Origin of the sequence: Pseudomonas gingeri, from assembly GCF_013385635.1 — a bacterium.
Taxonomy (GTDB): Bacteria; Pseudomonadota; Gammaproteobacteria; order Pseudomonadales; family Pseudomonadaceae; genus Aquipseudomonas; species Aquipseudomonas gingeri_A.
The window spans coordinates 93877-120745 of sequence record NZ_JACAPR010000002.1; the positions used below are offsets into that span (position 1 = coordinate 93877).

At 62.2% G+C, this 26869-nt stretch carries 25 protein-coding genes; 11 read left to right on the forward strand and 14 right to left on the reverse strand.

The window, feature by feature from the left end; translation table 11 throughout:
* Positions 1 to 4 precede the first annotated feature (4 nt).
* Positions 5 to 847: an iron uptake transporter permease EfeU gene (gene efeU, locus HX851_RS01830; protein WP_177064760.1), complete on the reverse strand. Its 843-nt coding sequence runs from the start codon at positions 845 to 847 to the stop codon at positions 5 to 7.
* Positions 848 to 1099: 252 nt separating this feature from the next.
* Positions 1100 to 1792 carry an aspartate/glutamate racemase family protein gene (locus HX851_RS01835; protein ID WP_177057091.1) on the reverse strand — a complete coding sequence of 231 codons (693 nt, stop codon included), beginning with the start codon at positions 1790 to 1792 and terminating at the stop codon, positions 1100 to 1102.
* A gap of 133 nt (positions 1793 to 1925) precedes the next feature.
* On the opposite strand from HX851_RS01835, the gene HX851_RS01840 reads away from it, so the two are divergent.
* The 8 genes from HX851_RS01840 (at position 1926) to HX851_RS01875 (ending at position 13785) form a co-directional block, all read left to right on the forward strand.
* On the forward strand, positions 1926 to 2687 hold the full coding sequence (locus HX851_RS01840) for an AraC family transcriptional regulator (RefSeq protein ID WP_256262734.1): 762 nt from the start codon (positions 1926 to 1928) through the stop codon (positions 2685 to 2687).
* A 68-nt stretch (positions 2688 to 2755) separates the two neighbouring features.
* Complete coding sequence (locus HX851_RS01845) at positions 2756 to 3250, forward strand: hypothetical protein (RefSeq protein ID WP_177057089.1); 495 nt, start codon at positions 2756 to 2758, stop codon at positions 3248 to 3250.
* Positions 3251 to 3421: 171 nt separating this feature from the next.
* Positions 3422 to 3922 (forward strand): thiol peroxidase, encoded by a 501-nt coding sequence (tpx, locus tag HX851_RS01850; protein ID WP_177057088.1) that lies wholly within the window; start codon positions 3422 to 3424, stop codon positions 3920 to 3922.
* A gap of 189 nt (positions 3923 to 4111) precedes the next feature.
* The gene (gene tpx, locus HX851_RS01855) at positions 4112 to 4612 is read left to right on the forward strand and encodes a thiol peroxidase (protein WP_177057087.1); all 501 of its coding nucleotides are present in this window, start codon (positions 4112 to 4114) and stop codon (positions 4610 to 4612) included.
* A gap of 176 nt (positions 4613 to 4788) precedes the next feature.
* The gene (locus HX851_RS01860; RefSeq protein WP_177064764.1) at positions 4789 to 6093 is read left to right on the forward strand and encodes an MdtA/MuxA family multidrug efflux RND transporter periplasmic adaptor subunit; all 1305 of its coding nucleotides are present in this window, start codon (positions 4789 to 4791) and stop codon (positions 6091 to 6093) included.
* Positions 6090 to 9191 (forward strand): MdtB/MuxB family multidrug efflux RND transporter permease subunit, encoded by a 3102-nt coding sequence (locus HX851_RS01865; RefSeq protein ID WP_177057085.1) that lies wholly within the window; start codon positions 6090 to 6092, stop codon positions 9189 to 9191. Before HX851_RS01860 ends, HX851_RS01865 begins: the two co-directional genes overlap by 4 nt.
* A complete protein-coding gene (locus HX851_RS01870; protein WP_177057084.1) occupies positions 9188 to 12295 on the forward strand; it encodes an efflux RND transporter permease subunit in 3108 nt (1035 codons plus the stop codon). The genes HX851_RS01865 and HX851_RS01870 overlap by 4 nt, the downstream gene beginning before the upstream one ends.
* Positions 12292 to 13785 carry an efflux transporter outer membrane subunit gene (locus HX851_RS01875; RefSeq protein WP_177057083.1) on the forward strand — a complete coding sequence of 498 codons (1494 nt, stop codon included), beginning with the start codon at positions 12292 to 12294 and terminating at the stop codon, positions 13783 to 13785. The genes HX851_RS01870 and HX851_RS01875 overlap by 4 nt, the downstream gene beginning before the upstream one ends.
* 66 nt (positions 13786 to 13851) lie before the next feature.
* On the opposite strand, the gene HX851_RS01880 is transcribed toward HX851_RS01875, so the two are convergent.
* Entirely contained in the window at positions 13852 to 14115 is a 264-nt protein-coding gene (locus tag HX851_RS01880; RefSeq protein WP_177057082.1) for a hypothetical protein, read from the reverse strand.
* Between the two features lie 334 nt (positions 14116 to 14449).
* Here HX851_RS01880 and HX851_RS01885 point away from each other — a divergent pair, with 334 nt between their 5' ends.
* Positions 14450 to 15775, forward strand: coding sequence for a sigma-54 dependent transcriptional regulator (locus HX851_RS01885; protein WP_177064766.1), 1326 nt, complete (start codon positions 14450 to 14452; stop codon positions 15773 to 15775).
* Between the two features lie 61 nt (positions 15776 to 15836).
* Here HX851_RS01885 and fapF read toward each other — a convergent pair whose 3' ends face one another.
* The 9 genes from fapF to HX851_RS01930 all read right to left on the reverse strand — a co-directional run bounded on the left by fapF (position 15837) and on the right by HX851_RS01930 (position 23989).
* Entirely contained in the window at positions 15837 to 17135 is a 1299-nt protein-coding gene (gene fapF, locus HX851_RS01890) for a fibril amyloid transporter FapF (protein WP_177064768.1), read from the reverse strand.
* 49 nt (positions 17136 to 17184) lie between these two features.
* Entirely contained in the window at positions 17185 to 17934 is a 750-nt protein-coding gene (gene fapE / locus HX851_RS01895) for a fibril amyloid subunit FapE (RefSeq protein ID WP_177057079.1), read from the reverse strand.
* A gap of 42 nt (positions 17935 to 17976) precedes the next feature.
* Positions 17977 to 18657 carry a fibril amyloid maturation endopeptidase FapD gene (fapD, locus tag HX851_RS01900; RefSeq protein ID WP_177064770.1) on the reverse strand — a complete coding sequence of 227 codons (681 nt, stop codon included), beginning with the start codon at positions 18655 to 18657 and terminating at the stop codon, positions 17977 to 17979.
* A 64-nt stretch (positions 18658 to 18721) separates the two neighbouring features.
* Entirely contained in the window at positions 18722 to 19720 is a 999-nt protein-coding gene (gene fapC, locus HX851_RS01905; protein WP_177057077.1) for an amyloid-like fimbrin subunit FapC, read from the reverse strand.
* A gap of 61 nt (positions 19721 to 19781) precedes the next feature.
* Complete coding sequence (fapB, locus tag HX851_RS01910) at positions 19782 to 20357, reverse strand: fibril amyloid subunit FapB (protein ID WP_177057076.1); 576 nt, start codon at positions 20355 to 20357, stop codon at positions 19782 to 19784.
* A 1-nt stretch (position 20358) separates the two neighbouring features.
* A complete protein-coding gene (fapA, locus tag HX851_RS01915; protein ID WP_177057075.1) occupies positions 20359 to 20805 on the reverse strand; it encodes a functional amyloid chaperone FapA in 447 nt (148 codons plus the stop codon).
* Between the two features lie 352 nt (positions 20806 to 21157).
* Entirely contained in the window at positions 21158 to 21682 is a 525-nt protein-coding gene (locus tag HX851_RS01920) for an AAA family ATPase (protein ID WP_177064862.1), read from the reverse strand.
* Positions 21679 to 22242: a nicotinamide riboside transporter PnuC gene (gene pnuC / locus HX851_RS01925; RefSeq protein ID WP_177057074.1), complete on the reverse strand. Its 564-nt coding sequence runs from the start codon at positions 22240 to 22242 to the stop codon at positions 21679 to 21681. The genes HX851_RS01920 and pnuC overlap by 4 nt, the downstream gene beginning before the upstream one ends.
* 112 nt (positions 22243 to 22354) lie before the next feature.
* A complete protein-coding gene (locus tag HX851_RS01930; RefSeq protein WP_177057073.1) occupies positions 22355 to 23989 on the reverse strand; it encodes a methyl-accepting chemotaxis protein in 1635 nt (544 codons plus the stop codon).
* Between the two features lie 291 nt (positions 23990 to 24280).
* On the opposite strand from HX851_RS01930, the gene HX851_RS01935 reads away from it, so the two are divergent.
* A complete protein-coding gene (locus HX851_RS01935) occupies positions 24281 to 25108 on the forward strand; it encodes an undecaprenyl-diphosphate phosphatase (RefSeq protein ID WP_177064864.1) in 828 nt (275 codons plus the stop codon).
* Positions 25105 to 25539, forward strand: a complete 435-nt coding sequence (locus HX851_RS01940) for a DUF1294 domain-containing protein (protein WP_177064772.1) — start codon at positions 25105 to 25107, stop codon at positions 25537 to 25539. The genes HX851_RS01935 and HX851_RS01940 overlap by 4 nt, the downstream gene beginning before the upstream one ends.
* An 8-nt stretch (positions 25540 to 25547) precedes the next feature.
* Here the strand turns inward: HX851_RS01940 and HX851_RS01945 are convergent, their stop codons facing one another.
* Both HX851_RS01945 and HX851_RS01950 read right to left on the reverse strand, forming a co-directional pair.
* Positions 25548 to 25892 carry an MmcQ/YjbR family DNA-binding protein gene (locus tag HX851_RS01945; protein WP_177057071.1) on the reverse strand — a complete coding sequence of 115 codons (345 nt, stop codon included), beginning with the start codon at positions 25890 to 25892 and terminating at the stop codon, positions 25548 to 25550.
* An 11-nt stretch (positions 25893 to 25903) separates the two neighbouring features.
* The gene (locus HX851_RS01950; RefSeq protein ID WP_177057190.1) at positions 25904 to 26812 is read right to left on the reverse strand and encodes a LysR substrate-binding domain-containing protein; all 909 of its coding nucleotides are present in this window, start codon (positions 26810 to 26812) and stop codon (positions 25904 to 25906) included.
* Positions 26813 to 26869 lie beyond the last annotated feature (57 nt).

Here is a 26869-nt window from a genome sequence, read left to right on the forward strand (position 1 = left end):
AACCTTACTGGTTGGGAACGGAAGAAGTTTGCTTGGCTGCCGGCGGCGCGGCCGGGATGAAAAACATCACCAGCGCGATCACCAGGTACAGCAGGTAGGCGCCCACCACACTGACGGTCGGGGCATCCTGGTAGCCGAACATGCCGGCCAGGACCGAACCGATAGGGCCATCCATCGGCAGCGTGGCGCTGATATCGAAGACCACGGCTTGCAGGTGGTTCCACAGGCCGGCTTCATGCAGGGCCTGGACCGAATTGGCGAGGATCCCGGCGGCGACCACCAGAATGAACAGGCCGGTCCAGCGGAAGAACAGGCTCAGGTTCAGGCGCATGCTGCCGGTGTAGATGGCGAAGCCGACGAAAATCGCCAGGATCAGGCCGAGCAGGGCGCCGATCGGTGCCCCCGGGCCTTCGCTCTGCTGGAACACCGCCAGCAGGAAGAACACGGTTTCCAGGCCTTCGCGGGCCACGGCGAAGAACACCATGGCAATCAGCGCCCAGACCTGATGCCTGGAGCCGGCCAGGGCGTGGTCGAGGGACACATGCAGGGAGTGCTTGATGGAACGGGCGACCTTGCGCATCCAGAACACCATCGAACTGAGGATGCCGACGGCGATCAGGCCGACGATGCCTTCGAAGAGTTCCTGTTGTTTCTGCGGGAATTCGGCGCTCATCAGCTCCAGGCCGCCCCCCACCAGCAGGGCGAGGGCGGCGGCGAGAAAGACCCCGATCCACACGGCCGGCATCCACTGGCCGCGGCCGGTCTGCTTGAGGTAGCTGGCAATGATGCCAACGATGAGCGCGGCTTCGATGCCTTCGCGCAACATGATCAGAAAGGGAACCAGCATTCGGCAATCGCGTCCGTTACAAAGTGGATGGTAATTTGTAACATAATGATACTCATTACTAAACAGCTTTCATTGACAATAGCTGAACCTTGGCTGAACGGCAGGGGTTGCATGTAGCAACCGGCTGATCGTTCCCATGCGGAGCGTGGGAGCGTCTCCCAGGACGCTTTGCGTCTGCTTCTGTGACGCGGAGCGTCACGGGCTGCATGCCCACGCGGAGCGGGGGAACGATCTAGCGGTAGGAGGGGGCGGTTATTTGCCCAGCGCAAACTCCACGGCTGCCACGGCGTGCAACTCGGTGGTGTCGAACAGCGGCAGGGTGCTGTGCTCGGGCTTGATCAGCAGGCTGATTTCCGTGCAGCCGAGGATCACCGCCTGGGCGCCACGGGCGGCCAGGCCGTCGATCACCTGCCGGTAAACCTGGCGCGAGTGCTCGCTGATGATGCCGACGCAGAGTTCGTCATAGATGATCCGATGCACGGCCTGGCGCTCGTCGGCTTCGGGCACCAGTACCTCCAGCCCCAGGACGGTCAGCCGTTGCTTGAGAAAGTCCTGCTCCATGGTGAACGCGGTGCCCAGCAGCCCCACGGTGCGTGCCCCGGCGTCGAGGGCGGCGTGTCCGGCCGGCTCGGCGATATGCAGGAAGGGGATGTCTACCGCTGCCTGGATCTGCTCCGCGACCCGGTGCATGGTGTTGGTGCAGAGCACGACGCAGTCGGCGCCACCGGCCTGCAGGCGCCGCGCGGCGTCCTGCAGGATCAGCCCGGCATCGTCCCAGCGCCCGGCGTGCTGGGCCTGTTCGACAGGTCCGAAGTCGACGCTGTACATTAGCAACGACGCCGAGCGCAACGGGCCGAGTCGCGAGCGGACCTGCTGGTTGATGATCCGGTAGTACTCGGCGCTGGACTCCCAGCTCATGCCGCCGATAAGGCCGATGGTACGCATGTGGTGCTCCTGTCGATAAAAGGGCGTCGATAAAGGGTGTCGAGAAAGCATGCCTGGGCAGTCTGCGCGGTGGCACCGGGTCCCATCTATCAGGAAATTTCATATGCCGGGGCAACGACCCGCTGTGCTTTCGATGCCTCCCCGGCATTTGCTGGACGGACGGCTGTGCCTGCAGCTGCTACCGCGTTCAGCCTACAGCGGCCGGGACCCGGTGCAGTGGCAGACCCTGGGCATTGCCCTGGAACATCAGCAGGGCGTGCACGCGATCGATTCCGACCAGCGCGTGGATTTCGACACCTGGCCCGGCACCCTGGCCCTGACACCGCCCGGCGTCGAGGTGTTTTCCGAGTCGGCCAGGGGCGGTGAATACCTGCTGGTGCGTTGGCACCTCGAGGACGAGCAGCCATCAGTGCAGCGCCGCCTGGAGATTCCCGGCCATGCCCGGGGCATGGCCTGCGGGCGGCAACTGCGCCGGCTGCTGCTGGACCCGCACACCGATCCGCTGGCCCTGGAAGCCGCCGCACTGGACTTTGTCGGTCTGTGTGACACGGCCCCCTCGGTGACCCGTCCGCAGCAAGACTTCGGGCCGCTCCTGCAACGTTTCGCCGAAGCCTTTGCGCAACCCTTGAGCCTGGCACAACTGGCGGCCGAGCAAGGGCAGTCGGAATTGCGTTTCCTGCGGGATTTCACCCGCGCTATCGGCATGACACCCCATGCCTACCTGCTTGAAGTCCGGGTCCAGGCGGCGCGACGGTTGATCGAGAGCTCCCGCCTGACGCTGGCGGAAATCGCCCTGGACTGCGGTTTTGCCCACCAGTCGCACCTGGGCAGCGCCTTTCGCAAGGTGCTGGGCCAGACGCCAGGTGAGTACCGTCGACGGCTCGCCATGAGTTAGTCGTACGCCCCAGGATACGATCTGCCATGATCGTGGCTTCGATTCCGATTCACCCGAGGAGCAGTTCAATGGACGACGTACGGCAACTGGGGGAAATGCTTCGGCACTACGCCGAGAGCGAAGCGCACAAGCGGCAACTGTTCGAGAGCCAGTCGGCCCACTGGACGGCGCGGATCGTCGAGCTGTTCGATCATATCGAGCGCTGGCTGGAGCCGGTCAAGGCGCCGGACCTGCTGGAAGTACGGCGCGAAGAGTACGTGGCCTTCGGTCCTGGCGTCGCGGTGGAGACCTCTACCTTCAAGACGCAGAAACTGAGCATTCATATCGCCGGCAAGCCGGTGGAGTTCGTCCCGGAAGTGATGGGCGCCGGAGGTGCGATCTCCCTGGCGGTGGTGGGCCTGACGGCGGCGCGCCATGGCAGTGTGTCACTGGTGGGCGTGCCCGGTACGGGGGACTGGCAGTGGCGTAAGACCAACGGCCTGAAAGATCCGGATATCTTCACGTTCGATGCCAATTTCCTCGCGGTGCAACTGCAGAGCCTGATTCCTCGCGAACGCGCCTGAGCGGGCGAGGAGAAGGGTGGCGGTGTTTCGCGCACGTTCCTACACTGAAAAGCTGCTTTTCAGGTTTGCCGCACAAGGGAACGTATGACAATTTGTGCGTCCCCATAGGTCGCCCGACACTTTCGTGTTTAACTTCGGCCTCTTCAAAAAACGTCTGGAAGGATTTCGTTCATGGCTCAAGTCACCCTCAAAGGCAATCCGGTTCAAGTCAACGGTCAACTGCCACAAGTCGGCTCCAAGGCACCAGCCTTTTCCCTGGTCAGCGGCGGCCTCGCCGACGTCACCCTGAGCAGCTTTGCCGGCAAGCGCAAAGTGCTGAACATTTTCCCGAGTGTCGACACTCCGACCTGCGCCACCTCCGTGCGCAAGTTCAACGCCCAGGCCAACGAACTGGCCAACACCGTGGTGCTGTGCATCTCGGCCGACCTGCCATTCGCCCAGGCCCGTTTCTGCGGCGCCGAAGGCCTGGAAAATGTGCAGAACCTGTCGACCCTGCGTGGCCGCGAATTCATCGAGAACTACGGCGTGGCCATCGCCGACGGTCCGCTGACCGGCCTGACCGCCCGTGCCGTGGTGGTACTGGACGAAAACGATAACGTCCTGCACAGCGAACTGGTCAAGGAAATCGCCGAAGAACCGAACTACGAAGCAGCCCTGGCTGTTCTGAAGTAACGGTAGCGGTGATGCCCGACGGCCTGGCTTAGTCCAGGCCGTTTTTCGTTGTATGGCGCTCTGTTGCAGGCGTCCCGGGCAGCTCTGCGCAGGTGCTGGTGTGACAATTTGTGTTTGCACGTAGGTCGCCGGACCTTATCGTGGTTAACTTCGACTTTACTTCATACACCGTTCAGAGGGATTCAGTTCATGGCACAAGTGACGCGCAGGGGAGTGGTGGTCCAGGTCAATGGTGAGCTGCCACGTCCAGGCACCCGGGCACCGGCGTTTTCCCTGGTGGACAAGGACCTGGCGGATATCACCCTGGGCCACTTTGCCGGCAAGCGCAAAGTGCTGAACATCTTCCCGAGCGTCGATACGCCGACCTGTGCCAAGTCGGTGCGGGCCTTCAATGCCCGGGCCAATGAACTGGCCAATACCGTGGTGCTGTGCATCTCCGCCGACCTGCCGTTTGCCCAGGCGCGTTTCTGCGGGGCGGAAGGTCTGGACCAGGTGCAGAACCTGTCGACCCTGCGCGGCGGAGAATTCATGGAGAACTACGGTGTGGCCATCGCCGATGGCCCGACTGCCGGCCTGACGGCCCGGGCTGTACTGGTCCTCGATGAACAGGATCAGGTGCTGCACAGCGAACTGGTCGCCGATATCGGCCAGGAACCCGACTATGCCGCGGCTCTCGCGGCACTGCGCTAAACGCTTTTACAATTATTGACGGCCTGCCTCTGTCCAGGCCGTTTTTATTTGTGCTTCAGTGCCTTAGTCGAAGGCTGAAGAACGTCATGCGAAGGTAAATTGCCGGTAAAGGCGCTTTGCTTGAAACACTTGAGTGCTTATCTTTCAGCCTCCTAAGGAAGAAGCTCTCGCACACAATGGTTGATCATTCCATGCAATCCTCTGCTCCTCGCAAATCCCGTCGCTGGCTGTTCGGCCTGTTGACCCTGCTGATCATCGCAGCGCTGTGCTGGCACTTCTGGCCGGCCGGCGATCACAAGACCGAACACAAGCCTGCCGGGCGTACCGGCAAGAGCGGCATGATGCGTCCCGGTTTCGGTGCCGCGGCCGGCCCGGTGCCGGTGCGTGTGGCGCCTGCCACCGTCGGTGATTTCCCGCTCTACTACAAGGCACTGGGCACGGTGACCGCGCTCAATACGGTCAATGTGCGCACGCAGGTGGCGGGGCAACTGGTCAAGATCAACTTCCAGGAAGGACAGATGGTCAAGGCCGGCGACGTGCTGGCCGAGATCGACCCGCGTAACTATGAAAGCGCCTTGCTGCAGGCCCAGGGCACCTTGTTGCAGAGCCAGGCGCAGTTGAAGAATGCCCAGGTCGACCTGCAACGCTATCGCGGGCTGTATGCCGAGGACAGTATCGCCAAGCAGACCCTGGACACCGCCGAAGCAACGGTGTTGCAGTACCAGGGCACGGTCAAGAACAACCAGGGCGCGGTCGATGCAGCCAAGCTGAACCTGGAATTCACCAGGATCCGCGCACCGATCTCCGGACGACTGGGCCTGCGCCAACTGGATGTCGGCAACCTGCTGGCGGCCAATGACAGCCAGGCGCTGGCGGTGATCACACAGACCCAGCCGATCAGCGTGGCGTTCACCCTGCCGGAAAACAACCTGGCAATCGTCCTGCCGCGTTTCCGCAGCGGTGCGCACCTGCCCGCCGAAGCCTGGGATCGCGGCGACGTGAAGCTGCAGGCCACCGGAGTATTGCAGAGCCTGGACAACCAGATTGATATCACCACCGGCACCCTGAAGTTCAAGGCGCTCTACGAGAACAGGGAACAGACCCTGTTCCCCAACCAGTTCGTCAATGTGCGCTTGCTCGCCGACACCCTGAAGAACGTGGTGCTGGCGCCGAGCGCGGCGATCCAGTTCGGCAACGACGGCACCTTCGTCTACGCCATGGACGGCGACAAGAAGGTCAAGATCCGGCCTTTGAAAGTCGGTGCCAGCGACGGCAACGTCACCGTGGTCACCGAGGGCCTGGCCGCCGGCGATCGCGTGGTGCTCGAAGGCACCGATCGCCTCAAGGACGGGGGTGAAGTGGAGGTGGTCAACGACAACCAGGAAGTGCCGAGCACGCCTGCCGAACACCTGCAGGGCTCGAAATCCAAGGGCGATGACGCTTCGGCTGGCGCCGACAAGGCGAAAAAGGTCGGCGCATGAATCTCTCGCGGCTGTTTATCCTCCGCCCGGTAGCGACCACCCTGAGCATGCTGGCGATTGTCCTGGCCGGGGTGATCGCCTACCGCCTGTTGCCGGTTTCGGCGCTGCCGCAGGTCGACTACCCGACGATTCGCGTCATGACCCTGTACCCGGGCGCCAGCCCGGATGTGATGACCAGCGCGGTGACCGCGCCGCTGGAGCGTCAGTTCGGGCAGATGCCGGGGCTGACGCAGATGGCGTCCACCAGTTCCGGTGGCGCCTCCGTACTGACTCTGCGCTTCAACCTCGACATCAACATGGATGTTGCCGAGCAGCAGGTCCAGGCGGCGATCAATGCCGCGACCAACCTGCTGCCCAAGGACTTGCCGGCACCGCCGGTATACAACAAGGTCAACCCGGCGGACACCCCGGTGCTGACCCTGGCGATCACCTCCAAAACCATGCTGCTGCCCAAGCTCAATGACCTGGTCGACACCCGCATGGCGCAGAAGATCGCCCAGATCAGCGGCGTCGGCATGGTCAGCATTGCCGGTGGCCAGCGCCAGGCGGTACGGATCAAGGTCAACCCCGAGGCCCTGGCGGCCAACAGCCTGAATCTTTCCGATGTGCGCACCCTGATCGGCGCATCCAACGTCAACCAGCCCAAGGGCAACTTCGACGGCCCGACCCGGGTGTCGATGCTCGATGCCAACGACCAGTTGCGTTCGCCCAAGGAATACGCCGAACTGATCCTTGCCTACAAGAATGGCGCGCCGTTGCGCCTGAAGGATGTGGCGCAGATCGTCGACGGTGCGGAAAACGAACGCCTGGCGGCCTGGGCCAATGAAAACCAGGCGGTGCTGCTGAATATCCAGCGCCAGCCAGGGGCCAATGTGATCGAGGTGGTCGACCGCATCAAGGCGCTGCTGCCGAGCATCACCGACAACCTGCCGGCCGGTATCGATGTCACCGTGCTCACCGACCGCACCCAGACCATTCGGGCCTCGGTCACCGACGTGCAGCACGAACTGCTGATCGCCATCGCCCTGGTGGTGATGGTGACGTTCCTGTTCCTGCGCCGCGCCAGCGCCACCATCATTCCCTCGGTGGCCGTGCCGCTGTCGCTGATCGGCACTTTCGGCGTGATGTACCTGGCGGGTTTCTCGGTCAACAACCTGACCCTGATGGCCCTGACCATCGCCACCGGCTTCGTGGTCGACGATGCCATCGTCATGCTGGAAAACATCTCGCGCTTCATCGAGGAGGGCGATAGCCCGATGCAGGCGGCGCTCAAGGGCGCCAGGCAGATCGGTTTCACCCTGGTGTCGCTGACGCTGTCGCTGATCGCGGTACTGATCCCGTTGCTGTTCATGGCCGATGTGGTGGGGCGGCTGTTCCGCGAATTTGCCATCACCCTGGCGGTGGCGATCCTGATTTCCCTGGTGGTGTCCCTGACCCTGACCCCGATGATGTGCGCGCGCTTGCTCAAGCGCGAGCCCAAGGAGGCGGAGCAGGGACGTTTCTACCGTGCCAGCGGGGCCTGGATCGATTGGCTGATCGAGTCTTACGGGCGCAAGTTGCAATGGGTACTCAAGCACCAGTCGCTGACCCTGTTGGTCGCCGTCGGCACCCTGGCGCTGACCGTGGTCCTTTATCTGGCGGTGCCCAAGGGCTTTTTCCCGGTGCAGGACACGGGGGTGATCCAGGGTATTTCCGAGGCGCCGCAGTCGGTATCGTTTGCCGCCATGAGCCAGCGCCAGCAGGAACTGGCCAAGGTGATCCTCGCCGATCCGGCGGTGGAAAGCCTGTCGTCCTATATCGGCGTCGACGGCGACAACGCCACGCTGAACAGCGGGCGCCTGCTGATCAACCTCAAGCCCCATCGCGAGCGCGACCTGAGTGCTACCCAGGTGATCGCCCGCCTGCAGCCCGACCTTGACAAGCTGGTGGGGATCCGCCTGTACATGCAGCCGGTGCAGGACCTGACCATCGAGGACCGGGTCAGCCGTACCCAGTACCAGTTCAGCATGTCCTCGCCGGATGCCGAGCTGCTGGCCGAATGGAGCGGCAAGCTGGTCGAGGCCCTGGCCCAGCGTCCGGAACTGACCGATGTCGCCAGCGACCTGCAGGACAAGGGCCTGCAGGTGTACCTGGTGATCGACCGGGACGCCGCCTCGCGGCTCGGGGTGTCGGTCGCCGATATCACCGATGCGCTCTATGATGGCTTCGGCCAGCGACAGATTTCCACCATCTACACCCAGGCCAGCCAGTACCGCGTGGTGCTCCAGGCCCAGGCCGGGGAAAAGATCGGCCCGGCGGCCCTGGAGCAGATCCATGTGAAGACCACCAGCGGCGGCCAGGTACGTCTGTCGAGCCTGGCACGTGTCGAGGAGCGCCAGGCGCAACTGGCGATCACGCATATCGGCCAGTTCCCGGCGGTGATGATGTCGTTCAACCTGGCGCCGGGCATCGCCCTGGGCAAGGGCGTCGAGATCATCGACCAGGTGAAACAGGAAATCGGTATGCCGGTGGGCGTGCAGACCCAGTTCCAGGGTGCCGCCGAAGCCTTCCAGGCCTCGCTGTCGAGCACCTTGCTGCTGATCCTGGCGGCGGTGGTGACCATGTATATCGTGCTCGGGGTGCTCTACGAGAGTTATATCCATCCGGTCACCATCCTCTCGACCTTGCCCTCGGCCGCGGTCGGCGCCTTGCTGGCGCTGATCCTGACGGGCAATGACCTGGGCATGATCGCGATCATCGGGATCATCCTGCTGATCGGCATCGTCAAGAAGAATGCGATCATGATGATCGATTTCGCCCTCGACGCCGAACGCAACCAGGGCATGCCGCCCGAGCAGGCGATCTACCAGGCGGCGCTGCTGCGCTTCCGACCGATCCTGATGACCACCCTGGCGGCGCTGTTCGGTGCCGTGCCGCTGATGCTGGCGACCGGTTCCGGCGCCGAGCTGCGTCAGCCCCTGGGCCTGGTGATGGTGGGCGGGTTGCTGGTCAGCCAGGTGCTGACGCTGTTCACCACGCCAGTGATCTATCTGTTCTTCGACCGTCTCGGACGGCGTTGGGGCCGGCACCCGAGTCGCCTGGAACAGGCGGACACATGAACCTCTCCGGACCCTTTATCCGCCGGCCGGTGGCGACCATGCTGCTGAGCCTGGCGATTGTCCTGCTCGGCGGTGTCAGTTTCGGTCTTTTGCCGGTGTCGCCACTGCCGCAGATGGACTTCCCGGTGATCGTGGTCCAGGCCAGCCTGCCCGGGGCCAGCCCGGAAGTCATGGCGTCGACCGTCGCCACGCCGCTGGAGCGTTCGTTCGGGGTGATCCCCGGCGTCAACACCATGAGCAGCCGGTCCAGCCAGGGTTCGACCCGGGTGATCCTGCAGTTCGATCTCGACCGCGATATCAACGGCGCGGCGCGGGAGGTGCAGGCGGCCATCAACGCCTCGCGCAACCTGTTGCCCAGCGGCATGCGCAGCATGCCGACCTACAAGAAGGTCAACCCGTCCCAGGCGCCGATCATGGTGCTGTCGCTGACCTCCGATGTGTTGCAGAAGGGCCAGCTCTACGACCTGGCTTCGACCATCCTGTCCCAGAGCCTGTCCCAGGTGCCGGGCGTGGGCGAAGTGCAGATCGGCGGCAGCTCGCTGCCGGCGGTACGCATCGAGCTCGAGCCCCAGGCCCTGAACCAGTACGGCGTGGCCCTGGACGATGTGCGCACCACCATCGCCAACGCCAACGTGCGCCGGCCCAAGGGCTCGCTGGAGGATGACCAGCGTAACTGGCAGGTGCAGGCCAACGACCAGTTGGAGAAGGCCAAGGACTACGAGCCGCTGATCATCCACTACCAGAACGGCTCGGCATTGCGCCTGGGTGATGTGGCGAAGATCAACGACAGCGTCGAGGATCGCTACAACAGTGGTTTCTTCAACAATGACGCGGCCGTGCTGCTGGTGATCAACCGCCAGGCCGGGGCCAACATCATCCAGACGGTCAACGAGATCAAGGCCCAGTTGCCGGCGTTGCAGGCGGTGCTGCCGGCCAGCGTCAAGCTGAACCTGGCCATGGACCGTTCGCCGGTGATCAAGGCGACCCTGCATGAGGCCGAGATGACCCTGCTGATTGCCGTCGCCCTTGTTGTGTTGGTGGTCTACCTGTTTCTCGGCAATTTCCGCGCCTCGCTGATCCCGACCCTGGCGGTGCCGGTGTCGCTGGTGGGCACTTTCGCCATCATGTACCTTTACGGGTTCTCCCTGAACAACCTGTCGCTGATGGCGTTGATCCTCGCCACCGGACTGGTGGTGGACGATGCGATCGTGGTGCTGGAGAACATTTCTCGGCACATCGACGACGGCGTCGCGCCGATGAAGGCGGCATACCTGGGGGCCAAGGAGGTCGGTTTCACCCTGCTGTCGATGAACGTGTCGCTGGTGGCGGTATTCCTGTCGATCCTGTTCATGGGCGGGATCATCGAGAGCCTGTTCCGCGAATTTTCCATCACCCTCGCGGCTTCGATCGTCGTGTCGCTGGTGGTCTCCCTGACCCTGACCCCGATGCTCTGCGCACGCTGGCTCAAGCCCCACGCCCAGGGCCGGCAGACCCGCCTGCAGCGCTGGAGCGAGAAGGTCAACGAGCGGATGGTCGCCGGCTATGCAGTCAGCCTCGATTGGGTACTGCGTCACCGGCGCCTGACCCTGCTCAGCCTGTTCGTCACCATCGGCGTCAATATCGCCCTGTACGTGGTGGTGCCGAAAACCTTCATGCCGCAGCAGGACACGGGGCAACTGATCGGTTTCGTGCGCGGCGACGACGGCCTGTCCTTCGGCATCATGCAGCCGAAGATGGAAATCTTCCGCAAGGCGGTCCTGGCCGATCCGGCGGTAGAAAGCGTGGCCGGCTTCATCGGCGGCAACAACGGCACCAATAACGCTTTCATGCTGGTGCGGCTCAAGCCGATCAAGGAGCGCAATGTCTCGGCGCAGAAGGTCATCGAGCGCCTGCGTACCGAAATGCCCAAGGTTCCCGGCGCACGCCTGATGCTGATGGCCGATCAGGACCTGCAGTTCGGCGGTGGGCGTGAACAGACCACCTCGCAGTACTCCTACATCCTGCAAAGCGATGACCTGGCGGCCTTGCGCGAGTGGTATCCGAAAGTGGTCGCCGCGTTCAAGGCCTTGCCGGAACTGACCGCCATCGACGCCCGGGAAGGCCGTGGCGCCCAGCAGACCACCCTGGTGGTCGACCGCGACACCGCCAAGCGCCTGGGCATTGATATGGACATGGTCACGGCGGTGCTCAACAACGCCTACAGCCAGCGGCAGATTTCGACTATCTACGACAGCCTGAACCAGTACCAGGTGGTGATGGAGGTCAACCCGAAATATGCCCAGGACCCGGAAACCCTGAACCAGGTCAAGGTGATCGGCAGTGACGGACAGCGCATACCGCTGTCGGCCATCGCCCATTACGAAAACAGCCTGCAGGACGACCGGGTCGACCACGAAGGCCAGTTCGCCTCGGAAAGCCTGTCGTTCGACATGGCGCCCGGGGTGACGGTGGAGCAGGGCACCGCCGCGATCGAGCGGGCGGTCGCCAAGGTCGGCCTGCCGGAGTCGGTGATCGCCAAGATGGCCGGGACCAGTGATGCGTTCGCCGCGACCCAGAAAAGCCAGCCGTTCATGATTCTCGGCGCGCTGGTGGCGGTCTATCTGGTGCTGGGGATTCTCTACGAGAGCTATATCCACCCGTTGACCATTCTCTCCACCCTGCCGTCGGCGGGTGTCGGTGCCTTGCTCAGCATCTACCTGCTGGGAGGCGAGTTCAGCCTGATTTCCCTGCTGGGGCTGTTCCTGCTGATCGGCGTGGTGAAGAAAAACGCGATCCTGATGATCGACCTGGCCCTGCAACTGGAACGGCATTCGGGGTTTGCGCCCCTGGCATCGATCCGCGAGGCCTGCCTGCTGCGCCTGCGGCCGATCCTGATGACCACCCTGGCGGCGATCCTCGGGGCCTTGCCGTTGCTGCTCAGCAGTGCCGAGGGCGCGGAAATGCGCCAGCCGCTGGGCCTGACCATTATCGGCGGGTTGATCTTCAGCCAGATCCTCACGCTCTATACCACTCCGGTGGTTTACCTTTATCTCGACCGCCTGCGCCATCGCTTCAACGCCTGGCGCGGCGTACGTACCGATGGTGCTCTGGAAACTCCGCTATGACTGACCGTTCACACTGCAATGCGCCCGTACTGGCTGCCCAACGTCTGGAGACGGCACGTGGTTCGCGCCTGCTCAGCCTGGCCTTGTGCGGGCTGCTGCTCAGCGCCTGCGCCGTCGGCCCGGACTACAAGCGCCCGGATGCCGAGACCCCGGCGCAGTACAAGGAAGCCAGCGGCTGGCGCCAGGCCCAGCCCAGCGATTCGCTGGCCCGTGGCGCCTGGTGGGAACTGTATGGCGACCGTACCCTCAACGAACTGGTGGAGAAGCTCAACAGCAGCAACCAGACCGTGGCCCAGTCCGAGGCGCAGTTTCGCCAGGCCCAGGCATTGGTGCGCAGTTCGCGCGGGGCGTTCTTTCCGAGTGTCGACCTGAGTGCCGGCAAGACCCGCTCCAGCCAGGGTACCGGCAGCAGCAACTCAAGCCTGAGCAGTTCGGCGAGCGGGATTCGCGATACCTACAACACCCAGCTCGGCGTCAGTTGGGAGGCGGATGTCTGGGGCAAGCTGCGCCGTGGCCTGGAAGCGGACCAGGCCAGTGCCCAGGCGAGTTTCGCCGACCTTGCGGCCATGCGCTTGAGCCAGCAATCGGAGTTGGTGCAGAACTACCTGCAATTGCGGGTGATCGATGAGCAGAAACGCTTGCTAGAAGCCACGGTCCAGACTTACGAGCGATCCCTGAAGAACACCGAGAGCCAGTACCGTTTCGGGGTGTCCGGCAAGGCAGCGATCGCCCAGGCGCAGACCCAGCTGAAAAGTGCCCAGGGCGACCTGATCGACCTGATCTGGCAGCGGGCCCAGTTCGAAAATGCGCTTGCCGTGCTGACCGGCCAACCGCCGGCCGAGTTCAAGCTGGCGGCTACCCGGGATATCCCGGCGTTGCCGCAGATTCCGTTGAGCCTGCCATCGCAACTGCTGGAACGGCGTCCCGATATCGCCTCGGCGGAACGTTCGGTGATTGCCGCCAACGCCAAGATCGGCGTGGCGAAGGCCGCGTACTACCCGGACCTGAGCCTGAGCCTTTCCGGCGGTTATAGCAGCAGCACCTATGCCGACTGGATCAGCCTGCCGAACCGCTTCTGGTCGGTGGGGCCGAAACTGGCGATGACTCTGTTCGATGGCGGGCAGCGCTCGGCGGAAGTCGAGCGTACCGAGGCGGTGTATGACCAGACCGTCGCCAAGTACCGCCAGACCGTGCTGGATGGTTTCCGCGAGGTGGAAAACTACCTGGTACAGCTCAAGGTCATGGAGGACGAGGCAGTGGTCCGTCAGCAGGCCCTGGAGGCGGCCCGCGAGTCACTGCGGTTGACTGACAACCAGTACAAGGCCGGCCTGATTGCCTACCTGGATGTGGTTACGGTACAGACCACTGCCCTGAGCAACGAGCGCAGCGTGCTGAGCCTGTTGCAAAGCCGCCTGATCGCCAGCGTGCAGTTGATTGCCGCGCTGGGCGGTGGCTGGGACGGCAATACCGATCTGAGTGCCCGCCAGTAACCCGCGTCAGTTGCTGATCGTTCCCGGACTGCACTTGGGAACGATCATCTTGAACACGTGGCTGTCTCAGGCGGACATGGTCCACGGTTGCAGGTCGTAGCCTTTTTCGCTCAGTTCGGCACGGGCCCGCTCCAGCAGGGATTTCAGCTGCGCCGGGTCCGAGTAGTCGCTGCAGGAGATCTGCTGGCGACCGATGCTGTTGTTGGTGCGATCGATCACCGTCAGGCTCAGGTCGCCTTTGTCTTGGGCCGTCCAGGCTACGCACTGGAAAGGTTTGAATGCGTTGCCGGCCATCAGCAGTGCTTCGTTGAAACGGAGCGGGGCGTTCATGGGGTCTTCTCTCAAGGTTGCCCGTAATAATGTTGTAAGCCGTCGGTTGGGCGCACCGTCGCGGCTGGTTACTTGTACTGATGTCCGCCGAGGGGTATCAGGTCACACAAGAAATAAAGTTTTTTTCATTTTTGTTCATATAATTTGATAACGCTCTACGGTGCGGTCGGGAATACACAATGGCTGTCCCGGTTATGTACGCCATGAGCAATTGGTTATCGACCTTATAATCAAACGGTACAAGTCCGCGTCAAGTTCTTGCTAGTGTTACTGCCAGGTTTTCCAAATTACTGTTTCTAATAAAATTTTATAATTCCGGCGCCAGGGAACAGTCATGCAAGAAGCCGCACCGCTCAGACGTCTCCTGGTCGTCGATCCCTGTGACGACTGTCATCAATTGCTTCCCGGCCTGCGCAGCGTCGGTTGGGATGTCGACAGCTGCAATCTCGAGGCCGCCGCCGATCGCTCCTGCGATGTCGGCCTGTTGCGCCTGCAACCGTTTCACCTGGAGCGTCCCGAGGCGGTCAAGGACCTGATCAGCCGCAGCGGTACCGAATGGATCGCAGTACTCAGCCAGGAAGTGCTGCGCTTGCAGAATGTCGGTGACTTTGTCTGTGAGTGGTTCTTCGACTTTCATACTTTGCCCTTCGATGTTTCCCGCGTACAGGTGACATTGGGTCGCGCCTTCGGCATGGCGCGCCTGCGTGGGCAAGGTTCGATTCATGTCGACCAGCCGGAACACGAGCTGTTGGGCGATAGCCGTTCGATTCGCGAGCTGCGCAAGTTGCTCGGCAAACTGGCGCCGACCGAATCTCCGGTGCTGATCCGTGGTGAAAGCGGCACTGGCAAGGAACTGGTTGCCCGCACCTTGCACCGCCAGTCGCAGCGCCATGCCAAGCCCTTCGTGGCGATCAATTGCGGGGCGATTCCCGAGCATCTGATCCAGTCCGAGCTGTTCGGGCACGAGAAGGGCGCGTTTACCGGGGCGCACCAGCGCAAGGTCGGGCGGATCGAGCAGGCCAACGGCGGCACCCTGTTTCTCGATGAAATCGGCGACCTGCCGCTGGAGTTGCAGGCCAATCTGCTGCGTTTCCTCCAGGAAAAACATATCGAGCGGGTCGGTGGCAGCCAGGTGATCCCGGTGGATGTGCGGGTCCTGGCGGCCACCCACGTCGACCTGGAAGCGGCGATCGGCACCGGGCGTTTTCGTGAAGACCTCTATTACCGGCTGAATGTGCTGCAGGTGGTGACGGCACCGCTACGTGACCGCCATGGTGATGTGGGCATGCTGGCCAACCATTTTTCCCACTTCTACAGCCAGGAAACCGGGCGGCGGCCGCGCAGCTTCAGCGAGGAAGCCCTGGTTGCCATGGGCAATCACGCCTGGCCGGGCAATGTCCGTGAACTGGCCAACCGGGTTCGCCGTGGGCTGGTGCTGGCCGAGGGACGGCAGATCGAGGCCCGTGACCTCGGGCTGGTCAGCGAGCCTTCCGCGACCGCGCCGATGGGGACCCTCGAGGATTATGTCTACCAGGCCGAACGCCAGGCCTTGTGCGATGTGCTCAATCGCCACAGCGACAATATGAGCGTTGCCGCACGGGTGCTGGGGGTTTCCCGGCCGACTTTCTACCGGTTGCTGCACAAGCACCAGATCCGGTAGAACTCCAGAAACTTCGGGGGCAAGCCCCCTCCCACAGGGGCCTTTTCCATGGGACGAGAGGTTAGAAGTAGTAGGGGAATTTCAGGCTGAAGGAGAAGTCCGGGGCATCGGGCGTCATCCCCAGGGACAGTTGCGGCACGATGGTCAGGTTCGGTGTGGCGGCGATGGTCATGCCGACGTTGAAGTAGCCGGCGTTGGCGTCGCTGCCGACAACACTCTGCCAGTCCTGGCCACTAGGCTTGAGGCGGCTCTTGCGCTGTACCAGGTCCGAAACGGAGAACGACATACTCATCTTTTCGTTCAGTGCAAAGGCCACACCGGCGCCGATCTGGAAGCTGTCGCCGATACTGACCTTGCCCGGCAGCGTAGTGCCTTGTTGAGCGCTGATATCGCTGAAGGAATCCTCGAAGTTGTGGGTGTAGGCGAGGGTCCCGAAGAGTACTGCCGGATCGAACGTCTTGACCAGCGAAAGGCCTGTGGTGACGGCCCAGACACCGTTGCCGGTGGGCAGGTCTTCAGGTACGGACAGGCTGCTGCTCTTCGCTGACGGGACGAATTTGATGCCGAAGGGGTCCTTGCCGGTCGGTGCCTTGAGCCTGACGCTGACGACCGCATCCGGCCAGGTTTCCGATTCGTCGAGGAACTTGTAGGCCACACCGAAGTTCACGTCACCGAGTGTCGGATCGCGTGTCACGCTGTCTTCCACGGTCGTTGCCGCGCTGCCACCGTTGCCACCTCCGGACTGATAAGTGGATTCGCGATAGACGACTGGCGCGTTAATGTCGAACTGCCAACGGTTTTCGTAGTTGTAGCGGGCGGTCAGGTCCAGTGTCCAGGTATCAGCCTTGATCCGGTCGAGGTTGATGGTGCCGAGGAAGATCGAGTCCAGGGCAAGGAATCCGTTAAGTGTCAGCTGCCGGGTGTCATAACGCGAGTAGGTTATACCGGTTTCGAAACTGAACTTGCCATTGCCAAAAAATCCGCTGGCTTCGTTGTACAGATCGGAGACGCTTTGCGCCGGTGCCGAATCATCCTTGAGCGATTGGCCATAAGAGGCCCCCGAGGTTCCCGCTGCTGCCCCCGAAGCATTTGCGCTGGCCCCCGCCACCGCCTGGCCCTTTCTCAAGTCCGCGGGGGACTTGACCAGGCGCTTGGGTTGCGGTGCCGGCGGTTGGTCTTCAACCTGGCGAACCCGCTGTTCCAATACCGAGAGGGCCTGTTGCTGTTGAACGTAACGTTGTTTCAGCTCCAGAAGTTCTTGTTTCAAGGCTTCTACTTCGGCATCGGGCGCTGCTTGCAACATCGCCGCCGGAAATAAAGTGCCCACACATATTGCTGTGCGCAGAGAAAACGATCGCATGAAATAAGCCGTCCCTTACTAACTTCCAATGGTCGAGGGTGAGCGTAGTTCAGAATCCCATATTGCGTAGTCCTTTAAGCTGAGTCAGGTTGCAGTCGAGTGCACCCACGCTCGCCAGGTTGTTTTGCAGCACCACATTGAGCTGGGTCATGCTGCTGACCAGGTTGCCGCCGCCGAGAAGGGAGGTGGATTGCAGCACGCCGCCCTGGGCGATCTGTTGCAATGAATTGCCCTGGTTGCCGCTGGCCGCGATAGCCATCTGAATCCCGCCGGAGACGGCGGAAACCGTGACGTTGCCGGCGGCGCTGGAGCCGGTGATGCTGCCGCCACTGTTGAGAATCTGCCCGACCTGCTGGCCGCTGATGGGGGCCTGGTTGGCTTCGCTGACGTTGATCGCGACGTTGTTATAGGCACTGTTGCCATCACCGGCGGCCCTTACGACCTGGGTGACGCCAGCGGAGGTGTTGAAGCCCGCGCCACCCGTCACCGTGCCCGAGCCCTGGGTGGGCGTGGAGCCATTCCCCTGGACGCTGTAGGTGGAAACATAAAACTGCGGCTTGACGGTCGATTGCTGGATTTGCAGGGAGGTGGTTGCGCCGATGATGTCACCGCTGGCGTTCTTCCAACTGCTCTCCATCACGATACCGAAACTGATGATGCGTCCGGGCATGACATAACGGCCACGCAACTCGGACAATTCCTGATCCTTGATTTCGACAGGCTTGAAGGGTAAGGCCGCGTGTGCGGGCAAACAAGCGACTGCCAGACAACTCACTACCAGCCAGCGTGGAGTTTTCATCTGTTGCTCCCGGAGCTTCCTGCTCCTTATCGTTATTACACCTCAGAAGAAATCGCTCTGGATAAAACCGAAGTCCATCAATTCCGCGTCTTTGACCGGGTTGAAGGTATCCAGCTTGTTTTTCGCCGTGAGCGGGGCCGGCGGGTCCAGCAAGGCATTGGCCTTGTCATAACCGGGGCCGACGATGGCAAAGACGATGCCGTTCCAGCCCTTTTCAAAGTCTGCGGCGGTGTAGCGCTTGTGACCGAGTACCGGGTCGCCGATGTACACCCAGTCCTTGTCCGCCCGTTGCATCACCACGAAATGCTTGTAGCCACGAATATCCATCAGGACCACGACTGGAATCGTTACGCTGGCCAGCTTGTCCGGTGGGATCCGGTAGCCGCGGGCGCGCATGCCGATGCTTTCGATGTAGCGTTTCATGTCGAGCATGGAGAAACCCTGGGTCTTGACCAGGTTCAGGTCAGAGGTGCCCAGCATGCCCTTGATGACTTGTTCTTCGTTGACGTCCATCCAGTAGGCCTGGCGCAGCACGGTTGCCAGGGCGGCGGCCCCGCAACTGAAATCGGTTTTCTGCTCGACCAGATCGGAGAAGCGCCGTTCGCGGATGCTTTGCACCTGCTTGTAGATGACAGCCGAACCGGGCAAGCCGGGAACCGCCATGGTTGCAGCCTCGGTCAGGCCAGACAGGCACAGCATCAGAGCAAGAGTAAGAATACGCATGGTCGATAGGCCTTCAGGTGCGGAAAAAAGAGCCCCGTTTCCGGGGCTCTCAGTTCTGTCGCGATTACATGCAGGCTTTGCAACCGGCAGCAATGGACAGGGAGTTGCTTTGTTGGTTGCCCACACCGGCCGAGACGTTGATGCCAGCGTTGCCGGACATGAAGTTGGCCGAGTTGTTCATGCTGGCGTTGTTGGTGACAACGTTTTTCCAGCCATCAGGAGTCAGCACTTGCTGGGTCCAGTAGCCGGCCAGGGAAATATCGCCTTGTTCCTTGAAGGTGAATTTCTGGTCATCGTTGTCATGGCCGCCTTTGTTGCCGTGGCCGTTACCACCGCCATGGTGATCGTCGTCACCTTCGATTTTGCCGTAGCCGGTGCCTTTGTAGCTGCCGTGGGCGTAGAAAGTACCGGTGAGGGTGGTTTTCTTGTAGTCCTGCACGCCGGCGTTGGTCACCAGCAGGCCGCTTTCGGTCTGGTTGGCGGCAGCCGCGGCGGTGGCTACACGACCACCGGAGACGGCGATGGCCAGGTTGTTTTTCTGCTGGTTGAAGTTGCCGGCGGTGATGTTGACGCCCATGTTGCCGGAGCCGTTGTTGCCGGAGTCGTTCATCGACGCATTGTTCTTGGTCGATTGATTGAGCACGATGTTGCTGGTGTTGGTCTGGGTGGCGCTGCTGGCGGCGACCGCAGTACCGAAGATGAAGCTTTCATCGGCGGTGGCCAGGGCGGCGGCGTTGTCTTGCTGGTTGCCGTCGCCGGCTGCCACGTTGGCGCCCATGTTACCGCTGGAGTGGTTCAGCGAGTCATTGGCACTGGCGTTGTTCTTGGTGCCCTGGTTGACCACGGCGTTGTTGTGGCTGTACTGGGTGTCGATCACTGCAGCGCCGGCGCCGGCGGTGATTTGCAGCAGGGTGCTGAGGTCAGGGCCTTTAGGGTCATGGTTGTTACCGTGACCGTTGCCATGGCCATTGCCGTGGTTGTCGTTCCCGCCTGCCTGTGCAGCCATTGCCATGACGGCGGCCAGTGCAAACACCAGTGGTTTAAGAGCCATTGTAGGTTTCATGGTGTATCTCCGTGCTTATTAGTTGGTTAAGTGTTGGTACTTTCTAATTGCACTGCACGGGTCAGTCTGCGACCCGGATACTGAGGGTGTTAGCCATACGGTTCCCCACCCCCGCGCTCTGGTTCACCTGAATCACACCCCGGCTGCCGGTGAAGGCCTGGTCGCTGGTAACGACCTGGCGACTGCCTGGGGTGGCGGGTGAACCCGAGTTTGGTAACAGCGCCACGTTCTGTTGCGACAGAGCGCTGTCATCGACGCTTTGCGGCGCAGCACTGATGCTGATACGCACGGCGTTGATCATCTGGTTGTTGGCCCCGGCGGACTGGTTGACGCCCACCATGCCGGTGCCGTTGCTGAAAGAGTTGCCCTGGATGGCGGCCTTGGCGTTGATTGCCGTGCTGGCCGCGGTGTTGATCTTCTGTGTCAGGGAGGTCGTGGCAGTGGCGTTGGTGCCAACGGCGATCGCGCGGCTGTTGATCTGTTGTTGCTGGTCGCCGGCAGCTTGGTTGACCATGATGCTGCCCTTGTACTGTTGGCCGGAGTTGTCGATCACGGCGTTGTCACTGGTGGCCACGCTGGTGTCGGCGAAGGCCGTGAAGCTGCTGAACATGGCGAGAAAAAGGACTGAACGATTCATGTCATTGCCCCTTGCCGATGGCATTGAGTGCGCCCATGCCGGCCGACAAGCCCCGATTGACTGTATTGGCGATGCTGGCGCCGCTGCCGCCACCGTGTCCGGCCGCCATGCCGGGCAGGCCGTTCGGGTTGCTCAGGCCGGGCATGTTGGTGGTGTGGACGGTGATCACCCGGCTGACATTGGCGCCTGTGCTGATCCCGGCGATATCGCCGTCGCTCAGTTCCATGTTGCTGGTCAGCGAGTTGATGCGACCTGAAGGGTTGGCGTTGACAGTGGTTGGATTCGGATCCGGTTTCAGGGCGGGACGGCCGTAAGCCTGGGGCTGTACATCGCGGTTGAGTACGATCACGCCATTACCGTCGGCCTGGACCGTGAGACTGAGCAGCGAGCTGAGCGCGCAACCGATCAGCAAGGTGCGGGTGAAACCTGTTGTTGTAAGAGTCCCCACGGTGGCTTTCCTTCTTCAGTTCGCTGGCCCTGTTCAGCGTTATGAAGGAAAGAGCAGAAGCTGTGCCGCTTTTTATTTTTACTTATAAAACAAATGGTTGGTCGTTCTGTTGAGCAAGGCATGGCTGGACCTGTTTCAAGCGTGAGACAGATCGGCGGCCGAGTCAGGGGGGAAGGTGGGCGCGGCCCCGTAGTCAGGGGCCGGGAGCTGAGGTGTATCAGTGTCTTAACACTTGCTCGGGTGCTGGTCCGCAAGCGTTGATTCTGGTCGCTTGCGGCGCGGCCAGGTGTTTCATGAACGGACACTTGTTCGCCCGAACAGCGCTTTTCCGGCCTTCTGGCGTTGCTTTTCCTCAGTCCATCAGCAACTGTTCGACCGCCGCCATTGCCTGTTGGTGTCGTTGTTGCCAATCGCCGTCGAGTATCCGGACCGCCTGCTGATGTTCTGTCAGCCATCCCAGGCTGGCGGCGAAAAAGGCGCGGCGTTCATCCAGCTCCGGTTGGCAGCGCTGGCCGTCATCGGTCCAGCTCACGCCGTCGGGGCTGAGCAACAGATGGAGGTCGTACTGCCGTGCCAGCAGGGCCGGTTCCAGCCAGGTCGGGCAATCGCCGAACAAGGTCTGGCTCCAGAGGATATTACTCAGCAGGTGGGTGTCGAGAATCAGCAGCGCCGGCTGCCGGGCACGGGCGGCATCCTCCCAGGCCAGTTGCCCGCGAGCGATCTCCGGGATGTCGGCCAGGCAGGTGTCGCGCTGGTGCCAGTCGATGAAGTGACGCACGTACTCAGCCACCAGCAGGCCGCCAAAGCGTGCCTGCAACTCGCCGGCGAGCCAGCTTTTGCCGCTGGACTCGGGGCCGGCCAGGACCACCACCTTCATGCCCGCAGCGCCGGGTCGGTTCGCCATTCACGCCAACCCTGTACGGCCAGCAGGGTAAACAGGGCATAGAGCGCGGCGGTCAGGTACAGGTCCTTGTAGACAAACAGGCCGACGAAGATCACATCGACCGCGATCCACAATGGCCAGCACTGGATGCGCTTCTGCGCCATCCACAGTTGCGCCACCAGGCTGAAGGCGGTCAATGCGGCGTCGAGCCAGGGTTGCGCGGCGTCGGTCCAGTGGGCCATGGCAGCACCCAGCAAAAGGCTGCCCAGGGCACCGGCGGCGAGTCCGGCGAGCAAGGCTTGCGGGCCGAGGATGGTGACCTGACGGCCATGCCGGATCGCGCCGCCGCGGGTCCATTGCCACCAGCCGTAGAGCTGCAGCACGGCGTAGACCACTTGCAGCAGCATGTCCGAATAGAGCTTCACATCGAAGAAGATCCAGCTGTAGAGCAGCACCATGACCAGGCCGATCGGCCAGCACCAGGGGTTCTGCTTGACCGTCAGCCAGACGGCGATCACGCCGAGCGCGGCGGCAAACAGTTCAATCCCGGACATGGGAATTCCTTTGCATCGAAAAAGAAGGGGACGGATTGTAACCAGACTGCCGCGGGGAGGGGAGTGTGTTGATTGCTCCCGGGCTTGTGCCTGGGAGCGATCAGGGCTTGCGTCAGATACGGAACTGCCTCAGCAAGCCATTGAGCTGTTCGCTCAGGGCCTTGAGCTGGCCGCTGTCGACGCTCGACTGCTCGGCGGCCAGCGCGGTGCTGTGGGACAGTCCGGCAGCTTCGGTGACGTTCTGGTTGATGTCCTCGACCACATGGGCCTGCTGCAGGGTGGCGCTGGCAATCGAGGCATTGAGGCCGTTGAGGTTGCGCAGTGCCTGGCCGATGGCGTTCAGGCTTTCCCCGGCCAGCCCTGCCTGTTCGATGGTCAGCCGAGAGGCGTGACTGCTGTCGCCGATCACTTTGACCGCCGCTTCGGAGTGCTTTTGCAGGCGTTCGATCATTGACTGGATCTCCGCCGTGGACTTCTGCGTCCGCTGGGCCAGCAGGCGTACTTCGTCGGCCACCACGGCAAAGCCGCGGCCTTGTTCACCGGCGCGGGCCGCTTCGATGGCCGCGTTCAGGGCCAGCAGGTTGGTCTGCTCGGCGATGGAGCGGATCACTTCCAGGACACTGCCGATCTGTGTGCTCTCGGCCGCGAGGGTACGGATGACCTCGACCGCCTGGTCGATGGTGCCGGACAGGCGATCGATCTGTTGCAGGCTGTTGTCGATATTCAACTGGCCCTGGCGGGCCTGCGCCTCGGCGTCACGCATTTCGCTGGCGGCCTGCTCGGCGTTCTTGGCGACATCCTGGACGCCATAGGTGACTTCGTTGATCGCCGTCGCAACCATTTCCATCTGCTGCGATTGCTGCTGGCTGCGTGCCTGGGCCTGGACGGCATTGCTGCCCAGGTCGCTGGAGGATTGCCCGACGGCACTCGCCGACACCTGCAACTGGCCGATGACCCCGCGCAGTTTGCTGGTAAAGGCATTGAAGTGTCGGGCCAACTGGGTCACTTCGTCCTGGCCGTGGGTATCGAGGCTGCGGGTGAGGTCGCTTTCGCCGCTGGCGATATTGGCCATGGCATCCACGGTTTCCTGCAGCGGCCGCACTATGCTGCGACCGATCAGCAGCACCAGCAGGGCCATGATCGCGGCAATGGCGACGCCGGCCAGCGAGGCGCTGCGCACCTGGCCGTAGAACTCGGCCTGCATGTCATCGATATAGACGCCGGAGCCGATGATCCAGCCCCAGGGCTGGAACAACTGCACGTAGGAGGTCTTCTCGACCGGAGCGCTGGCCCCCGGTTTTGGCCAGCGGTAGTCGATCATGCCGGCGCCCTTGGCCTTGGCGAGGATGACCATCTCGTTGAACAGCGCATAACCGTCGGGGTCCTTGATCCCGGACAGATCCTGGCCTTCGAGCTTGGGATTGGCCGGGTGCATGACCATCACCGGTCGCAGGTCATTGATCCAGAAATAGTCGTTCTGGTCGTAACGCAAGCCGCGCACCGCGCTCAGTGCCTGTTTTTGCGCGGCCTCGCGGGTCAGGGTGCCGGCCGTTTCCAGGCCATGGAAATAATCGAGGATACCGCTGGCGACCTGGACCACGTGCTGGGTCTTCTGCGCCTTGGCATGATAGAGGTCGTCGTGGATCTGCTTGAGCATCAACAGGCCCAGGGTCAGCAGCATCACCACCGCCACAATCAGGATGAGCCACAAGCGTCGACTGATCGACACACTGCGCAAGCTTTTCATAAGACCACCATTCCCTTTTCTTGTTGTTGTGTCATCGCGGGGTCTATAGCAGCAGGTTTTCCCCGCGGTGCCCAGCCTGCTTATGGCTACTATCGAGGCAGCGACAAACAGGCATGTCTGATAGGATTTCGGCCCGAAACCGCCAAACCTGAGTTGATGTCTGATTTTTCAGGCATTTTTCACGGTTTGGCGACAGGTGGTGAGACAGGCTCGACGCGGGATGACGCCAGGGGCGACCCGCGGCTTTCGATTTTTGTAAGGACCCGCAGGGGCGGGCCTTGAGGGGGAATGATGGATCTTTGGACCGCCGCACAGGCGTTGATACTGGGTATTGTCGAGGGCTTGACCGAATTCCTGCCGATTTCCAGCACCGGACACCAGATCATCGTGGCGGACCTGCTCGGTTTTGGCGGTGAACGGGCGATTGCCTTCAATATCATCATTCAGCTCGCGGCGATCCTCGCGGTGGTCTGGGAGTTTCGCGAGAAAATTTTCACCGTGGTACGGGATCTGCCGACCCAGCGGACGGCGCAACGCTTCACGCTCAACCTGCTGGTGGCATTCATGCCGGCGGTGATCCTCGGGGTGCTGTTCAAGGAGGTCATCGCCACTTATCTGTTCAACCCGATTACCGTCGCCACGGCGCTGGTGGTCGGCGGCCTGGTCATCCTCTGGGCCGAGCGCCGGGAGCATGTGGTGCGTGCCGAGACCGTCGATGAGATCACCTGGAAAGATGCCTTGAAAGTCGGCTTCGCCCAATGCCTGGCGATGATTCCCGGCACCTCGCGCTCGGGCGCGACGATTATCGGTGGCCTGTTGTTCGGCTTGTCGCGCAAGACCGCCACCGAATTCTCGTTCTTCCTGGCGATGCCGACCATGGTCGCCGCCGCGGTGTATTCCGGCTACGGCTTCCGCCATCAGTTCCAGATGGCCGATCTGCCGGTGTTTGCCGTGGGCTTCGTGACCTCCTTCGTCTTCGCGATGATCGCGGTGCGTGGCCTGCTGAAGTTCATCGCCAGCCACAGCTATGCGGCGTTCGCCTGGTATCGGATCGTCTTCGGCCTGGTGATCCTGGCGACCTGGCAGTTCGGCTGGGTCGACTGGTCGACCAAGGCATGAAGGGCGCACGTAATCCGGAACGCAGCCGGCCGGTGTCTGGCGGCCGGGTGCAGCACCCCAGGCTCAAGCTCGCGGTATGGCTGCTGCTCTGCGGGTTGCCCGGTTTCGGTGCGCTGAAGATGTGGCTGAGCGGTGGTGCTGCCTGGCCGCTGTGGGGCTATGGCGTCGCGAGCCTGCTAGCGTTCTTCCTCTACTGGAGCGACAAGCGCAAGGCACGCAATGACACCTGGCGTACGCCGGAGAAGGTCCTGCACGGTGTCGAGTTGCTGGGTGGTTGGCCGGGAGCGCTGATCGCCCAGCAGGTGTTTCGGCACAAGACCCGCAAGCTGTCCTTCCAGTTGGTGTTCTGGTCCATCGTGCTGCTGCACCAGGTGTTCTGGATCGACCAACTGTTTCTCGGCGCGAGCCTGGTTCACCTGTCGTTTCTATAGCGGCAGGTCTATAGCAGCAGGCCGACCTGGGTGCGCTTGGGCAGCTTGCCGACCACCAGTTGATGGGAGCGCTTGAGCAGTTCCTGCAGTTCCCGGGCGCCCAGCGGATAGGGCGCCGTCATGGTGATCCAGTAGGCCCGGGCCAGATAAGGCGCGGGGCGGATGCCCGGACGGTCGATATGGCCGAGGAACAGATCCTTGTCGACCTTGAACGACAAAGTGTCGCCGCTCAGGTTGAGCAGGGCGAACATCTTCGTCCCGGCAATGGAAAACACCCGTACGCCGCCCCATTTGTAATCCTCGCGGGCGCCTGGCAGGTCAAGGCAGAAACGCGCAACCGCTTGCGAGTTCATCGTTGCTTCTTTCACAGGGTCTTGTCTCCACATCCCTTGAATACTTCGGCCAGGTGGTCGATCCAGGCCCGTACGGCCGGCAATACCCCGCGCCGATGGGGGTAGACAGCCTGCAGCCAGCCGCCGGGCAACGACCATTCGGGCAGGATTTGCACGAAGGTACCATTGGCCAGTTCTTCCTCGCAGTACAACATGGGCAGTACGGTAAAGCCCAGGCCGGCCATTGCGCAGGCCTTGCGCACGACAAAATCGTCCACCCCCAGCCGCGCTTCGAGGCTCAACTCGCGTTTGTGCCCGTGCTCGTCCAGCAGGCTCAGGTGCACCAGGCGATCCGCCTCCAGGGCGCCGAGGATCGGCGCATCCTTGAGGTCGTCGAGGCTGTTGATCGGGTGTTTTTGCAAGAAGGCCGGTGTTGCCAGCATGAAGGTCTGCGCCTGGCGCAATCGTCGGGTCACCAGCAACGGGTCTTCATCGCCGTGTTCGCGAACCCGCAGGGCAACATCGATGCCCTCGGTCACCAGGTCGACGCGGCGGTTGACCATCAGCACCTCCAGCTGGACCAGCGGGTGCGCCGCGAGGAAGCTGGAAATCACCCAGGGCATGAACTCCTGGGCCAGTCCCACCGGGCACGACACCCGCAGGCGCCCACGCGGTTCGCTGGACATGCTGGCCACGGCCTCATCGGCCATTTCCGCCTCCAGCAGCATGGCCTGGCAGTGGCGCAGGTAACGTTCGCCGACGGCGGTCAGTTTCAATTGCCGCGTGGTACGCTGCAGCAGCCTCGCGCCGAGGCGCTCTTCCAGTTCAGCGATACGCCGCGACAGGCGCGACTTGGGAATCCCCAGCAAACGCCCGGCGGCGGCGAAGCCACCGGCTTCCACCACCTTGGCGAAGTAGTAGAGATCGTTGAGGTCCTGCATGGTAATCACTCGGCTGTTCTATAGGTGGGACAAACTATCGCATTTTAAGCGACTAAT